Genomic DNA, 15,552 nt, shown 5'->3' on the forward strand with positions numbered 1-15,552 from the left:
CGCTTTGAGACTTTTATAATTTTCTGAAAAAAAGACTATCAACTTATAAAAATAAGTGGTAGAATGAAGAAAACAAGCAGAGAATTATTTAGGGGAGGAATTATAAAATGACACAAACAATGGATCCGAGTAAGGCTTATATTGCTGAGTATATCCAAAGAGCAAAAAAAGCTCAAATTGAGTTTGAAAGAATGAATCAGCAACAGGTGGATAACGCGGTTAAAACCTTGGCGAAGGTGATTGTAGACAATGCAGAAATGCTTGCAGAGATGGCTGTGGAAGAAACTGGTATGGGAAACTATCCTGATAAAGTTGCTAAAAATAAAAATAAGGCAAGAATTATTTGGAACAGCCTTAGAGGGAAAAAGTCAAGGGGCATTATTGAGCGTGATGATACAACAGGCATTACAAAGGTCGCTAAGCCAGTAGGTGTCGTTGCTGCTATTACTCCCTGCACAAACCCTATTGTAACTCCTATGAGTAATGCTATGTTTGCATTAAAGTGTGGTAATGCAATTATTATTACACCTCATCACAAAGCGATTCATTGCTCAACAAAAACGGTTGAGCTGATTAATGCAGAGCTGAAAAAGCAGGGTTATCCAGAAAACCTTATTCAGATTTTAGATCAGCAGTCGAGAGAAAATACTAGAAACTTAATTTCAATGGCTGACGTTGTTGTAGCAACTGGTGGTGAGGGTATGGTTAATGCAGCATATAGCAGCGGCCGTCCAGCCCTAGGCGTTGGTGCAGGAAATGTGCAGTGTATTATTGATGAGGGCTATGACTATAAGGCAGCTGTTCCCAAAATAATTGCAGGTAGAACTTTTGATTATGGGATTATTTGTTCAGGGGAACAGAGTGTAATTGCCCCCGAAGCTATATATGAAGATGTTTTGAAAGAATTTGGACTTAATGGTGCTTACATAGTCAGAGATAAAAAAGAAATACAAGCAGTTCGTGATGCGCTTTTCCAAGATGGAGGACCAAACAGACATTCTGTAGGGCAAAGTCCTGATGTGATTGCAAAGCTTGCAGGGATAGAAATCCCTGAGGATACAAAAATCATTGTTGTTGAAGCAGAGGGTACAGGAGAAACCGATTTATTAGGTAAAGAAAAAATGGCTCCGGTAATCAGTGCTTATAAATATACGGAATTCAGTGAGGCTATAGATATAGCAAGAAAAAATCTTGAAGCACAGGGGAAAGGACATTCGGTAGCTATTCATTCTGAGAATAAAGAACATATTGAAAAAGTTGGAGAAGAACTTTGTGTATCCCGATTTGTTGTGAATCAGATTTGTGCAAGCAGTGCTGGAGGAAGTTTCTTCAATGGGCTTGCACCTACTAATACCTTAGGATGCGGAACTTGGGGACATAACAGCATTTCGGAAAATCTTGACTTTAAACATCTTATGAATGTTTCGAGAATTGCATATAATATGCCTGAAAATCCAGTGCCTTCAGATGAGGAACTGTGGAAATAATAATTTGTAATTGTGATTTTAGGGGATTTGTCAACAAGTTCCCTCTTTTCTTGACAAAAAATCTCTATAAACTATTAAAAGCATGAGACTTTATAGGGAACACATTTTTTATTGTAAAAGTATGTCGATAAGCCTCGAAAACCTAATTTTGTCAGAAATGTCCAAATTATGATACACTAATTTTAATGAAAGCTTTCGTTAAAGTTAGAGATTGATGGGAGGCGTTTAAATGACCATTAATAAAAATGTTTAAAGGGGGAGGACGCAAATGTATTATTTTTCGGCAATAGTAATGACGATTATAATGGGGTGGATTGGTACTAGGCTAGGTTTTCCATTTGATTATGAGTGGTTAGGCTCGCATTTTGCCATTGCTACCATGGGGTGTTTTATTTTAAAAGAGATTCAAAATAACAATAAAAAGCAGTAATATTTTATTTTAAATACGCAAAAAAACCTCTGGAGGAACAGAGGTTTTTTGCATAAAATAAAAAAGATGATGAAGGATTGTCCGAAAAAATCCGGACATTTATGTTAAGTTGATATGTAATCTGAATATTGCATATCACACTTAAACCAAATTTAAATATCTATTGGTGTATAGTTTGTTGTAATTATTTTCTCTTTGATTCCTTTGGAGTTACGCAAACACCTTTAGCTCTTGCAACTACAATTGGTTCTTCTAGTGAATCAGCAGCTGATGGGCTGATGTCAGGTCTTGCAACAACTACTTTCTTAGCTTCGAAAGTCATAGTTCTTGAAGTGTTACCAACCTTAGTGATTTCTCCGTAAACTTCAATGTAATCTCCAGCATAAGTAGGTGCTAAGAATTCTACTTCGTCATATCTTAAGAAAAGACCTTCGTCTCCGTCTAATTTGATTAGTAATTCAGTAGCAAGGTCTCCGAAAAGGTGAACCATGTGAGCTCCATCTACAAGGCTTCCGCCGTAATGAGCGTCCTTATGTGACATTCTTAATCTTAATGTTGCTGAAATCTTTTCCATTATAATATTCTCCTTTGATAAAATAATTTAAATTAATAATAAGTATTTCGTTCAGTAAAAATGAACATAAATATTAATTGCAAATCTCGTGCCAATAGGTTATCATTGAAAATAGATAAAAACGAACCGATTTTGGTTCAGCAAGAAAGAGAGGTTACGACGGTATATGGAAAATTATGGAGTAAATCGTGTACTAGAACCGAAATATGTTTTGCCTACATCAGCATGGAAATTGGACAACTCTAGAGAAATTGCACCAGAAGAAATGAGAATTTCCATAAAGCGTTTGCATATTGAAACTACAAGCTTTAAGCAAATATGCCTAGAAGCGAATAACCACGATGAACAAATAAAAGAAAAAATAATGGATATTGTTCTGAAACGAGGGAAATTACATAATCCTGTGACGGATACGGGAGGGCTTCTTTACGGAGTAGTAGATGAAATCGGTGAGGAATATAGAAACAAGAAGCATCTGAAGGTAGGAGACGAAATGCTTTGTAACACGTCATTGGCAGGGGTACCTTTGTATATAAATAGAATTATCAGCGTAGATAAAGCTTATACACAGGTAGAAGTAGAAGGGTACGCTATTGTATTTGATAAAATACCTGTGGTTAAAAAGCCTGAAGGGGTTCCGCTGAACCTGCTATTATTTATTTTTAATGAATCCGGAACGCTGTATCGAGTAAGCAGAGAGATAGAAGGACGAAAAAGATTTCTTGTTTTAGGAAATAATATCATGACTAACTTAATATTTGGATATGTTATTCGAAAGAAAGCTGGAGCCGATGCAGAAATCATGTGCCTTTTTGATAAAAAAACAGACCTTGTAATCGTTGGGAAATCAATAGATAAGTTGCTTTCTGAAGTGTTTGATGAGGTACATTATGTGAATATATTACGACCTATGGAATGCTTAGAAAAATTAAATATAGAGTCCAGATTTGACATGACAATAAACTGCGCAGACCTTCCGGGGGCTGAAACCATTAATATTCTGGCAACAAAATCAGGTGGAACGGTTATATTTGCTAACCTTATAAATAACTATAACATTGCATTGTATATAACGGAGTCTATATCTAAGCACCTGGAGATAAAATGCGCGGATGGGTATTTGGAAAAGTATGATGAGTTTGATATAGAAGTAGTAGAAGAACTGGCCCCTTACATGGAGGGGGCTGTAACCTCTACAGCAGTATTTGAAGAAGATTTGGCATATCCACTAGTAAGGGAAGACCGGCTTTTGTCAAGCGAAGGCTATAGACGGAGTATGGCGGAAGATTTTATTTGTGAAAGCCGGGCAATGGCAATGGTTTTAGAAGAAATTTTGAAAGTATCAAAGTATGATTGTAATGTACTAATCACAGGGGAAACTGGTGTTGGTAAAGACAAGATTACAAATATTATTCAGAAAAACAGTGTAAGAAATATGCAGCCCTTTATTAAAATTAATTGTGCTGCAATAGCACCAAATCTTATGGAATCAGAGTTCTTTGGATATGAAAAAGGGGCCTTTACGGGTGCAAATGCATCAGGAAAAAAAGGGTATTTTGAGTCTGCAGATAATGGAATCATTTTCTTAGATGAAGTGGGAGAACTGCCGCTTGATATACAAGCAAAGCTGCTTAGAGTAACTCAGGATGGTGAATTGTATAGGGTTGGGGGCACTACGCCAATAAAAACTAACGTCAGAATTATATCTGCAACCAATAGAAACCTTATAGAGCAAATAGAAAAGAACCAATTTAGACAGGATTTGTATTACAGATTAAATGTATTCCCTATAAGAGTCCCGTCTTTGAAAGAGCGAAAGGCTGAAATTCCAGCATTGATAAGACATTTTGTAAGGACTTATAACGAAAAATATGGAATAAACCGGGGAATCGATGAGGAGGCAATTGAATACTTAAGAGAACGTCAGTGGGTGGGTAATATCAGGGAGCTAGACAATTCCATTCAACGTATTATGATTAGTGCAAAAGGCGAGAATATAACATTAATTGATGTTATCAAATGCCTGCATGATACAGCTTTTGGACAGGTGGATTTTGGTAGTCCAGATGATCTGACAGAACGTATCAATAGTGATTTTGCCTTAGAGCCGCTAGTGGAAAGTTTTGAAAAGAATCTATTGAGGTATGCATGTGACAAATACGGTTCTACAAGAAAAACGGCTCAAGCTATTGGAATTAGCCAGACACAGCTGGTAAGGAAAAAGAAAAAATATGGGATAGAGTAGAATAGAATAGGACTTAGAAATAATGCGAACCAAAAATGGTTCGCATTATTTTATGCTTGAACACAAAATGGTTCACATAGGAAGGGCCGATGGCAAGATAGTTATTACTGATAGAAGCAAAATAGTGAATAAATACAAAAATTGAATAAAAGTTTGTGGCTATATATATAATAAGTAGGTTCTTGCTTTTTTTTGATATTTTTAGAGATGTGGCATGGTTATTGCTATATATATTCCCGCAAGAATACTTATAGCCGGAAAATTAATTATGGTCTATTAAAAAAATTTTAAAAGAAAAAATTTTTAGGAGGTATTCATTATGAAAAAAGGATGTCCGTACGGAACACACAGAGTTATTTCTCCAAAAGGAGTATTACCACAACCCGCTGATGTTATTGATAACACCATGGAAATTTACGACAACGAAGTACTAATCGATGTAAAGACTTTAAACATTGACTCAGCATCATTCACAGAAATTGAGAAAAGAGCTGACGGAGACATTGAAGAAATTAAAAAGATTATGCTAGGCATTGTAGAGAAGGCTGGTAAACATAAGAACCCGTGGACTGGTTCGGGCGGCATGCTTATTGGTACCGTCAAAGAAATTGGACCTGCCTATATTGGCGATTTAAAAGTAGGCGATAAGATTGCGACTCTTGTTTCACTTTCACTTACTCCGCTTAGGATAGATGAAATCCTTGAAGTTAGACCTGCTATTGATCAGGTTGACATTAAGGGACAGGCAATCCTATTCCAGAGCGGTCTTTATGCAAAACTTCCACAGGATATGCCTGAGGGACTTGCGCTGTCAGCTTTAGATGTGGCTGGTGCTCCTGCACAAACTGCAAAGTTAGTTAAGTCAGGTAATACAGTAGTAGTAATTGGCGGCGGCGGTAAGTCTGGTCTTCTATGTTTATATGAAGCAAAGAAGAGAGCCGGTGTAACTGGTAAGGTTATTTGCATTGGCGGCTCGGAGAAGTCAACAACAAGAGCTAAGAATCTTAACCTGGCAGATGAATATGTAACAGCAAATGCAACAGATGCCGTTGATGTTTATAACAAAGTTATGGAATTAACAAAAGGCAAGCTTGCAGATGTAGTTATTAACTGCGTAAATATTGAGAATACGGAAATGGCTTCGATTCTTTCTTGCAAAGAACATGGAACAGTATATTTCTTTTCCATGGCAACAAGTTTTACAAAAGCAGCATTAGGAGCAGAAGGAGTGGGAAAAGATATCGAAATGATTGTAGGCAATGGATATTGCGTAGGTCATGCAGAAATCACACTTCAGGAACTTAGAGAATGTGAACCTCTTAGAAAACTGTTTCAAGAAATGTATGCTTAAATATTTAAATTGAAATAAAATTGCTGATTTTATTTTGAGTTAAAATTTAGGAGGAAAAAAATTATTATGAAAAAGGGATGCCCATACGGAACACACAGAGTTATTTCACCAAAGGGAGTATTACCACAGCCGGCTGACGTTATCGATAATACTATGGAAATTTACGACAATGAAGTACTTATCGATGTACAGACTTTAAACATTGACTCCGCTAGCTTTACTCAGATTGAAGAACAAGCTAAGCACGACATCGAAGAAATCAAGAAGATTATACTTGGCATCGTAGAAAAAGCGGGTAAGCACAAGAACCCTGTTACAGGTTCAGGTGGTATGTTAATCGGTACTGTAAAAGAAATCGGACCTGCATACGAAGGTGAATTAAAAGTAGGTGATAAGATTGCAACTCTTATTTCACTTTCACTTACTCCACTTAAAATTGATGAAATCATCGAAATCAGACCTGACATTGACCAGGTTGATATTAAGGGACAGGCTATCTTGTTCCAGAGTGGCTTATATGCTAAGCTTCCTACAGATATTCCAGAAGGACTTGCATTATCAGCATTAGACGTTGCTGGTGCTCCTGCTCAGACTGCAAAGTTTGTTAAGCCTGGAGACACAGTAGTAGTTATTGGTGGTGGTGGTAAGTCAGGTCTTCTTGTTGGATATGAAGCAAAGAAGAGAGCTGGCGTAACTGGTAACGTAATCGTTATCGATGGATTTGACAAGTCATTAGACAGAGCTAAGAAATTGGGCTATGCTGATCACTACGTACTTGCTGATGCTACAGACGCTGTAAGCATTTACAACAAGGTTTCGGAATTAACAGATGGAAAGCTTGCTGATTTAGTTATCAACTGTGTTAACATCGAAAATACTGAAATGTCATGTATCCTTGCATGTAAGGAACACGGACTAGTATATTTCTTCTCAATGGCTACAAGCTTCACTAAGGCTGCTCTTGGTGCTGAAGGTGTTGGTAAAGACATTGACATGATTGTAGGTAATGGATACTGCAACGGACACGCTGAAATAACTCTTCAGATATTAAGAGAAAGTGAACCAATCAGAAAGATGTTCCAGGAACTATACGCTTAATATTGGAAATGACATTAAAAACAAAATAATAACTATACACAAAACATGAAAAGAAAATTATAAAAGGCCTTGGGGAAGGCCAAAAAATTTGCTGATTTTTAAATATAAATTTTAAAGTTCGATTATAGTTTAAATTTTTTTATTAAAGGAGAGAGTCAAATGGCTGATAGAAGAAATTGGAAAGACATCCCTATGTGGAAAGATGTTACTGATGAACAGTGGAACGATTGGCACTGGCAGGTTGCAAACAGATTAGGTTCTGTTGAACAAATTAAGCAGATTGTTAAATTAACTGCAAAAGAAGAAGAAGACATCACAAAAGTAATGGCTGGATTCAGAGTAGGTATTACACCTTACTATGCTTCATTAATGGACCCAGAAAATGAACAATGTCCAATCAGAATGCAGGCTGTTCCTACATTAGCTGAAACTCATAGAGGTGAAGCAGACATGCTGGATCCACTACATGAAGACGAAGATTCCCCAGCTCCAGGATTAACTCACAGATACCCAGACAGAGTTTTATTCTTAGTTACAGACCAGTGCTCAATGTACTGCAGACACTGCACAAGAAGAAGACTTGCTGGTGAAACTGATGGAGCAAGATCAAGAGAAGATATCGATGCATGTATCGCATACATCAAGAAAACTCCGGTTGTAAGAGACGTACTTCTTTCAGGTGGAGATGCTCTTTGCATTGAAGATGATACTCTTGAATACATCATTAGCGAATTAAGAAAGATTCCGCATGTTGAAATCGTAAGACTTGGTTCAAGAACTCCTGTTGTTATGCCACAGAGAATTACTGACAAGTTAGTAAACATGTTAAAGAAGTATCACCCAATTTGGTTAAACACTCACTTTAACCACCCTAAGGAAATTACACCAGAAGCAATGGAAGCTTTAAGAAAATTAGCTGACGCTGGTATTCCTCTAGGTAACCAGTCAGTTCTTATGAGAGGTGTAAACGATGATGTACATGTAATGAGAAATCTTGTGCACCTATTAGTAAAGAACAGAGTAAGACCTTACTACATCTATCAGTGTGACCTTTCATTAGGTATTGAACACTTCAGAACTCCAGTATCAAAGGGTATTGAGATTATTGAAGGCTTAAGAGGACACACTTCAGGATATGCTGTTCCAACATTTGTAGTTGATGCTCCTGGTGGCGGCGGTAAGACTCCAGTAATGCCACAGTACATCATTTCTCAGACTCCTGACAAGGTAATCTTGAGAAACTACGAAGGTGTTATCACTACTTACACTGAACCACCAATGATGCCAGCTGTAAAGTGTAGCTATGAAAATTGCAAGAATGTAGCAGATTATCACTATGAAGGTGTTGCAGGTCTTGCACAGGGCGAAAGAATGTCAATGGAACCACAGGGACTTCTTCGTCACGAAAGAAATAAGCATGAATAAGCATAACGTTATGGACGATATGCAATAAAAAATGAGATGAATATATGCACCGAGCCGCTTGCTAAAGCAGCAAGGTGCATGTGTTTTCATGTTGTACAATAGAAATGAGAAAATTATGGGCTTACTAGATAAATTACAAGATGAATATAAAACGCTTTCCATTGTTGGGATGTCAAAAAACGCAGGAAAGACCACAGCTTTGAATTATATAATTGAAGAAGCTATGGACGAGGGCGTGGTTTTAGGCATTACTTCTACAGGAAGAGATGGCGAAACTGTGGATTTGGTAACAGGAACAGAGAAACCCAGAGTATTTTTGGATACGGGCACTATTGTTTCTATACCTAAGCAGCTTTATGATCTTGCAGAAGCAGGTCTTGAGATACTTAAAATGAGCAAATACTCTACAGCTCTTGGACAGTTACTTTTGTGCAGGGTTGTTGAAAGTGGATATGTTCAGATTGCAGGACCGGTTAGTACTGCGGATCATAGAGAATTGTGTAAAGAAATGCTTTCGTTGGGTGCAGAGCTTATACTTATTGATGGGGCCATAGACAGAAAGTCTATAGCAGCACCAGAAACCTCCGATGCGATTATTCTTTCTACAGGTGCAGTGCTTTCAAGAAGCATGAACAGGGTAGTTGATGAAACTGCTCATACTCTTGAATTATACAGCTTGCCTATAATCAAAAATCAATTTATCAGAGAGACTATTGAAGATAAAAATAAAAGAGAAAATGTTCTCATTTTCTCTGGGGAAAAAGTAAGACAACTTGATTTAAAAACTGGATTGGGTGCAAGCCGATTTATTGATGATGCTATTGATGAAAATACAGATTATATTTACATTCCAGGTGCATTAACTAACAGCGTTATTGTAGATATTCACCCTAAAAAGTTTAAAAAAGTAAAGTTTGTTTTAAAAGATCCTACAAAGATCTTTATTGATTCTATTAAATGGGGTCAATTGAAGAAACAGGGCTTTTGTGTTGAAGTACTAAAGAACATAAAGGTAGCAGCTATTACTGTAAATCCTTTTGCTCCTTTAGGGTATTCCTTTGAGCACAAAGCGCTGATAGAAGCCATGAAAGCGGCGGTAGGTGATGTTCCTGTGGTTGATGTAAAGTATAATGTTTAAGTAATTTAAGTGTTTAAGGAGGTATATTATAGATGAGACTGGCAAACGTTAAGACAAGAAAGGAAACTGGACTGAGTTATGTTATGCAGAGCGTTTATACTGCGACACCTTTTGGCACAAAGATTATGAAGGAACTAAATCCATATATGCCGGGACAGGAGGAAGCGCTTATAAGAGAGTTCTCCAAAATGGAGAAAATTTTTGAGATGCTTAACCAGAAGCCGAATTTGAAGGATGTTCTATATGAATGCTTTATGGAAACCAAGGATTGTACCTACACATTAGAAAGAAGCGAGAATAGCACTTTATCCATAGTAGAACTTTTTGAAATAAAAAGTTTACTGCTAATTATGGAAAAGATAAGAAAGCTTCAAATTGAAAACCAGGAATATGTTCTTGAGGAATTTATGCTTGCAGATATTGAGGAGCCCCTTAATACTCTAGATCCTGGAAAAGAAAGAATAAATACATTTTATATATATGATCAGTTTTCAGAAAAACTGGGACCTTTAAGAAAAGAAAAACGTGATTATGAAATTGCGGTAAGGAAGGCACAGAAGAAAACAAAATTGTATTTGGAAGAGAAATACGATCTGGATATAACGCCTAAATTTGAATGTATTATTTCGAAAGCTAAAGCAGAACTAGTAGAAAAGCTTAAAAATGTTCCTGAATTACTTATAAAAGATCAGGATTATGTGAATGTTACTTTTGGAGTTAGACCTTCAGAGGAAGCAGATGAATTAATTACGAAGATGAATCAGCTTACGGAATTAATTGAAGAAGAAGAACTAAAAGTTCGGGAGCAGTTATCTAGAAAAATCTCGTTTAGCAGAGATTTAATTTTAGAAAACTGTGATAAGCTTGGACAGCTGGATTTTACAATGGGTAAAACCGTATATGCTGAGGAGCATAAATGCGTAAAACCTGAGATTATTGAAGGTCATACAATTGAATTTATGGAAGGAAGACATCTGGAAGTTGAAGACATTTTGATTTCTAAGGGCAAAAAATATTGTCCTGTAAGTATGTCTCTTGAGGATGGCGTTTCCTGTATAACAGGAGCTAATATGGGAGGTAAAACTGTAAGTCTGAAATTAGCGGGGCTGGTTCAACTACTTACCCAATATGGTTTCTTTGTTCCTTGTGATTGGGCTAGAGTTGGTTTGTGCAATTTTATACAAATTCTGATTGGTGACAGTCAGAGTCTGGAAAGAGGACTTTCAAGCTTTGGCAGTGAGATGGAGGAATTAAAGGAAATATTAGATAACAGCAAATCCAAATCGTTGATTCTTATTGACGAAATTGCAAGCGGTACAAACCCTGTAGAAGGTTTGGCACTGACAAGAAGTTTAATCGAATATCTGCGGGAAAAACCATATATCACTTTGATAACTACACATTTTGATAATGTATCACAAAGGGGTATGGTTAAAACTATGCAGGTTGTAGGCCTTGAAAACGCAGATTTTAATAAACTGGATAAGGAAATTAAATATGCGAATAGGAAAGAACGTATTAACATTATTTCCAAATACATGGACTATAGATTAAAGACTGTAGAGCGAGAGGAAGAAATTCCAAAGGATGCTTTGAATATTGCAAAGATATTGGGACTTAATGATGAAATCATTAATAGGGCCAAAGAATATATTAAATAAGTTATTTTATTGCAAATGATTTTCCATATACGGAGGATACAGGCAAAGAGGAGGAATGAAAAGGATGGCAGCAAATAAGCTAAACTTAGATCCAAAAAAAATTGACAGTGCACGTTCATGCGCAGGAAGAATTGCACAGAGTATGCAGGAATTTATTGACAGACATACTACAGTAAGTACTGAAAGAACTATTTTACGTCTTTTAGGGGTTGATGGAATTGATGAAGTTGAAACTCCACTTCCAAACGTTGTAGTTGACCAGATTAAAGAAGCTGGTGGACTTCAAAGAGGTGTTGCTTACTGGATGGGAAATGCAATGATTCAGACTGGTTTAGAACCACAGGAAATTGCAGAAAAGATGGCAGCAGGTCAGCTTGAAATTACAAAGCTTGATACAGCATCAAAAGAAGAAGCTGAAGCAAAGATCATGCCTGCTGTTAAGAAGGCTCTAGAAAAGATTAAGGCTCAGACTGCAAAGAGAAATGAATATATTGAAAAGTTAGGCGAAGGCAGAAGACCTTATCTATATGTAATTGTAGCTACTGGTAACATCTATGAAGACGTTACTCAGGCTCAGGCTGCTGCAAGACAGGGTGCTGATATTATCGCCGTTATCAGAACAACTGCACAGAGCTTACTTGACTATGTTCCTTTTGGACCTACTACTGAAGGTTTCGGTGGTACTTATGCTACTCAGGAAAACTTCAGAATCATGAGAAGAGCTCTTGATGAAGTAGGTGAAGAAGTAGGAAGATACATTAGATTATGTAACTACTCATCAGGAATGTGTATGCCAGAAATCGCAGCTATGGGTGCATTAGAAAGACTTGACGTTATGTTAAATGACGCTATCTACGGTATATTATTTAGAGATATCAATATGCAGAGAACTCTAGTTGACCAGTTCTTCTCAAGAGTAATCATCGGTTACTGTGATATTATCTTCAACTCAGGAGAAGATAACTACCTAACTACTGATGATGCTTATGAAGCTGCTCACACAGTACTTGCATCACAGTTCATGAATGAACAGTTCGCAGTAATTGCAAACGTAAAAGAACATCAGATGGGTCTTGGACATGCATTTGAAATGGATCCAGACATTGAAAATGGTTTCTTATATGAATTAGCTCAGGCTGAAATGGCTAAGGAAATTTTCCCTGACGCTTCACTTAAGTACATGCCTCCTACAAAGTTTATGACAGGTAATATCTTCAAGGGTCATATTCAGGATGCATTATTTAACTTAATTTCTGTATGGACTGGACAGTCACTACAGCTTTTAGGTATGCCTACAGAAGCTATTCATACACCACATATGCACGATAGATATCTTTCCATTGAAAATGCTCAGTACATCTTCAACAATGCAAGAGATCTTGGCAAAGAAGTTGAATTTAAGCAGGATGGTGTTATCCAGAAGAGAGCTCAGGATGTTCTTGATAAGGCAGACAAGCTTCTTCACGAAGTTGAAGCAGAAAGCTTATTTACAACTATTGAAAAAGGTATATTCGGCGGAATTAAGAGACCTAGAGATGGAGGAAAGGGACTTGAAGGCGTATGCGTTAAGGATGCAGGATACTTCAATCCATTCATTCCACTAATGATGGGAGGTGCAAAATAATGACTTGTAATTGTAACACAGCTAATAATCAAATCGATTTAACTAAGGTTAAGCCTTATGGTGATACACTAAATGATGGACAGATGGAATTTGCATTTACATTACCAGTTCCTTATGGTGATGAAGCAAATGAAGCGGCTAAGAACTATGTAAAGCAGATGGGCGTTAATGAACCTGCATGCGTTTATTCAAAAGATATGGGTGGCGGATTTACTTTCTTCATAGTATACGGAAAAGCTCAGCACACAATTGACTACAGCACAATCAAAGTTCCAAAGGTTGATGTAGAAATCATGGACAGAGTTGAATGTGGTGAATATATTGCAGAAAACATCAAGAGAGACGTTGTAATGGTTGGAGCAAGTACTGGTACTGATGCTCATACTGTAGGTATCGATGCAATCATGAACATGAAGGGTTTCCACGGTCACTTCGGACTTGAAAGATTTAAGAATGTAACTGCTATTAACATGGGAAGCCAGGTTCCAAATGAAGAGCTTATTGCTAAAGCTATCGAAGTTAAAGCTGATGCAATTTTAGTTTCTCAGACTGTTACTCAGAAGGATATTCATATTCAGAACTTAACTAACATGGTTGAACTGATGGAAGCTGAAGGAATAAGAGACAAGATTCTTCTTATTTGCGGCGGACCTAGAATTTCTCATGAACTTGCTCAGGAACTGGGTTATGATGCAGGTTTTGGCCCTCATAATTATGCGGAACACGTAGCTTCATACGTAATAACAGAGATTGTTAAAAGAGGCAGAATCTAGTTAAAAACAAATATAAACATCAACTTCTCAAAAATTGAGAAATATTGACAATATAAAAGATGGGTGTATAATGAAGACGACAGAACACTAATAAAGTTACTGTATGCATACTTTGTTTGCATTAAAAAAAAGCAATTATACACTCATTATTTTACATAACTTGCAACTTGCATAAAGCTCTTTATATGTACCTGTCAGTAATTATCAATTATTTAACAGAAAAGAGAGGAGTTGTTTTTATGTTTAAAAAACTTTCTAATGGATGCGTGGCCTTAGTAAATCGTTTCCTTCCAGACCCATTTATTTTTTGTATAATCTTGACTATTATAGTATTTGTAGCCGCGATGCCTTTAACGGGTCAGGGGCCTATGGATATGATTAATGCTTGGGGCAATGGCGTTTGGGGGCTTTTAGCTTTTTCCATGCAGATGGCATTAGTTCTTGTACTAGGAAGTGCGTTTGCAAATGCACCTGCAATTAAGAAAATTGTATCTAGAATTGCGGCATTGGCTAAGAATCCTACACAAGGAATTATTGTTGTTACTTTCTTCTCACTCATTGCATGTTGGATTAATTGGGGATTTGGTCTTGTTGTTGGAGCTATTTTAGCCAAAGAAATAGCTAGACAGGTTGATGGTATTGACTATCGTCTGCTAATTGCTTCAGCTTATTCTGGATTTGTTATCTGGCATGCTGGATTCTCTGGTTCAATTCCGTTAGCACTGGCAACTCCTGGGGCAGAGGCACTAGCCGCAGCTACAGGTGGGGCTGTAACTGAGCCTATATCAACAAGTTTAACGATATTTGCTCCATATAATCTGATTATGTTACTTATAATATTGGTTTGTCTTCCATTTATTAATGCGAAGATGCATCCATCACCAGATCAGGTTGTAACAGTTGACAGGAATCTTCTTGTTGAGGAGGTTGAAGAACATAAAACCCCAGTAACACCTGCAGAAAAGATTGAAAACAGTGTTATTGTATCAGCAATAATCGCACTTGCAGGAATTGTTTATTTAGTATTTTATTTTGCAAACAATGGTTTTAATCTTTCATTAAATATTGTAAATCTAATATTTTTAACTTTGGGTATAATATTTCACAAGACACCAATAGGGTATGTAAATGCCATTTCAGCGGCTACAAAGGGTGCTGCGGGTATCATTCTTCAGTTCCCATTTTATGCAGGAATTATGGCGATGATGACTGCTCCAAGTGTAGCAACAGGTTTGTCTTTAGCGGCTGTTATTAGTAACTGGTTTGTAGCAATAGCAACTCCAATTACATTTCCGTTATTTACATTTTTATCGGCCGGTGTTGTAAACTTTTTTGTACCATCAGGTGGTGGACAGTGGGCAGTTCAAGGGCCTATCATGATGCCTGCAGGTGCAGAACTTGGTGTAAGTCCGGCTTTAACCGGTATGGGCATTGCATGGGGTGATGCGTGGACTAATATGGTTCAGCCATTCTGGGCTTTACCTGCTCTTGGTATAGCAGGATTGTCAGCGAGAGACATCATGGGATATTGTTTAATCACTCTGTTCTTTGTTGGCATCGTAGTATGTGGTGGTTTCTTAGTTGTAGGAATGCTGGGATTAGCATAAGTTTTGTTAATTAACAAATAGTTATATATAAAAGAAAAATAATCCCCCTGCTTGTGATACAAACAGGGGGAAACTTAAGTAATTTAAAGAAAGGTCGTGTTTTTCATGATTAATAAGATCAGAACAGCCGAAGAAGCAG

12 protein-coding genes are annotated in these 15,552 nt (G+C 37.1%); 11 read left to right on the plus strand and 1 reads right to left on the minus strand.

Annotated elements, in window-relative coordinates:
• The first annotated feature begins 107 nt into the window (after positions 1 to 107).
• Entirely contained in the window at positions 108 to 1,487 is a 1,380-nt protein-coding gene (locus RTW14_RS12680; RefSeq protein ID WP_312651947.1) for an aldehyde dehydrogenase family protein, read from the plus strand.
• Between the two features lie 268 nt (positions 1,488 to 1,755).
• The gene (locus tag RTW14_RS12685; protein ID WP_312651949.1) at positions 1,756 to 1,917 is read left to right on the plus strand and encodes a hypothetical protein; all 162 of its coding nucleotides are present in this window, start codon (positions 1,756 to 1,758) and stop codon (positions 1,915 to 1,917) included.
• A gap of 184 nt (positions 1,918 to 2,101) precedes the next feature.
• Here the strand turns inward: RTW14_RS12685 and RTW14_RS12690 are convergent, their stop codons facing one another.
• A complete protein-coding gene (locus RTW14_RS12690; RefSeq protein WP_331654446.1) occupies positions 2,102 to 2,491 on the minus strand; it encodes a hotdog domain-containing protein in 390 nt (129 codons plus the stop codon).
• Positions 2,492 to 2,657: 166 nt separating this feature from the next.
• Between RTW14_RS12690 and RTW14_RS12695 the strand changes: the two genes are divergently transcribed.
• The 9 genes from RTW14_RS12695 (at position 2,658) to RTW14_RS12735 (ending at position 15,413) form a co-directional block, all read left to right on the plus strand.
• Entirely contained in the window at positions 2,658 to 4,736 is a 2,079-nt protein-coding gene (locus RTW14_RS12695; protein ID WP_312651951.1) for a sigma-54 interaction domain-containing protein, read from the plus strand.
• 319 nt (positions 4,737 to 5,055) lie between these two features.
• Positions 5,056 to 6,087, plus strand: coding sequence for a zinc-binding dehydrogenase (locus RTW14_RS12700; protein ID WP_312651953.1), 1,032 nt, complete (start codon positions 5,056 to 5,058; stop codon positions 6,085 to 6,087).
• Between the two features lie 66 nt (positions 6,088 to 6,153).
• Complete coding sequence (locus RTW14_RS12705) at positions 6,154 to 7,185, plus strand: zinc-binding dehydrogenase (RefSeq protein WP_312651955.1); 1,032 nt, start codon at positions 6,154 to 6,156, stop codon at positions 7,183 to 7,185.
• A gap of 159 nt (positions 7,186 to 7,344) precedes the next feature.
• Entirely contained in the window at positions 7,345 to 8,610 is a 1,266-nt protein-coding gene (gene ablA, locus RTW14_RS12710; RefSeq protein WP_312651957.1) for a lysine 2,3-aminomutase, read from the plus strand.
• Positions 8,611 to 8,725: 115 nt separating this feature from the next.
• Entirely contained in the window at positions 8,726 to 9,748 is a 1,023-nt protein-coding gene (locus tag RTW14_RS12715; RefSeq protein ID WP_312651959.1) for a hypothetical protein, read from the plus strand.
• 32 nt (positions 9,749 to 9,780) lie between these two features.
• Positions 9,781 to 11,409: a MutS-related protein gene (locus RTW14_RS12720; protein WP_312651961.1), complete on the plus strand. Its 1,629-nt coding sequence runs from the start codon at positions 9,781 to 9,783 to the stop codon at positions 11,407 to 11,409.
• A 64-nt stretch (positions 11,410 to 11,473) separates the two neighbouring features.
• Positions 11,474 to 13,033: a lysine 5,6-aminomutase subunit alpha gene (locus tag RTW14_RS12725; RefSeq protein WP_312651963.1), complete on the plus strand. Its 1,560-nt coding sequence runs from the start codon at positions 11,474 to 11,476 to the stop codon at positions 13,031 to 13,033.
• Positions 13,033 to 13,806 carry an OAM dimerization domain-containing protein gene (locus RTW14_RS12730; RefSeq protein ID WP_312651965.1) on the plus strand — a complete coding sequence of 258 codons (774 nt, stop codon included), beginning with the start codon at positions 13,033 to 13,035 and terminating at the stop codon, positions 13,804 to 13,806. Before RTW14_RS12725 ends, RTW14_RS12730 begins: the two co-directional genes overlap by 1 nt.
• A gap of 239 nt (positions 13,807 to 14,045) precedes the next feature.
• Positions 14,046 to 15,413 (plus strand): short-chain fatty acid transporter, encoded by a 1,368-nt coding sequence (locus tag RTW14_RS12735; RefSeq protein ID WP_312651967.1) that lies wholly within the window; start codon positions 14,046 to 14,048, stop codon positions 15,411 to 15,413.
• Positions 15,414 to 15,552 lie beyond the last annotated feature (139 nt).

It is taken from the genome of Aminipila sp., from assembly GCF_032051575.1.
Taxonomy (GTDB): domain Bacteria; phylum Bacillota; class Clostridia; order Peptostreptococcales; family Anaerovoracaceae; genus Aminipila.

Coding starts and splice junctions, on each gene's coding strand:
- RTW14_RS12680 (WP_312651947.1), top strand. CDS start 108: ATGACACAAACAATGGATCCGAGTAAGGCTTATATTGCTGAGTATATC.
- RTW14_RS12685 (WP_312651949.1), top strand. CDS start 1,756: ATGTATTATTTTTCGGCAATAGTAATGACGATTATAATGGGGTGGATT.
- RTW14_RS12690 (WP_331654446.1), bottom strand. CDS start 2,491: ATGGAAAAGATTTCAGCAACATTAAGATTAAGAATGTCACATAAGGAC.
- RTW14_RS12695 (WP_312651951.1), top strand. CDS start 2,658: ATGGAAAATTATGGAGTAAATCGTGTACTAGAACCGAAATATGTTTTG.
- RTW14_RS12700 (WP_312651953.1), top strand. CDS start 5,056: ATGAAAAAAGGATGTCCGTACGGAACACACAGAGTTATTTCTCCAAAA.
- RTW14_RS12705 (WP_312651955.1), top strand. CDS start 6,154: ATGAAAAAGGGATGCCCATACGGAACACACAGAGTTATTTCACCAAAG.
- ablA (WP_312651957.1), top strand. CDS start 7,345: ATGGCTGATAGAAGAAATTGGAAAGACATCCCTATGTGGAAAGATGTT.
- RTW14_RS12715 (WP_312651959.1), top strand. CDS start 8,726: ATGGGCTTACTAGATAAATTACAAGATGAATATAAAACGCTTTCCATT.
- RTW14_RS12720 (WP_312651961.1), top strand. CDS start 9,781: ATGAGACTGGCAAACGTTAAGACAAGAAAGGAAACTGGACTGAGTTAT.
- RTW14_RS12725 (WP_312651963.1), top strand. CDS start 11,474: ATGGCAGCAAATAAGCTAAACTTAGATCCAAAAAAAATTGACAGTGCA.
- RTW14_RS12730 (WP_312651965.1), top strand. CDS start 13,033: ATGACTTGTAATTGTAACACAGCTAATAATCAAATCGATTTAACTAAG.
- RTW14_RS12735 (WP_312651967.1), top strand. CDS start 14,046: ATGTTTAAAAAACTTTCTAATGGATGCGTGGCCTTAGTAAATCGTTTC.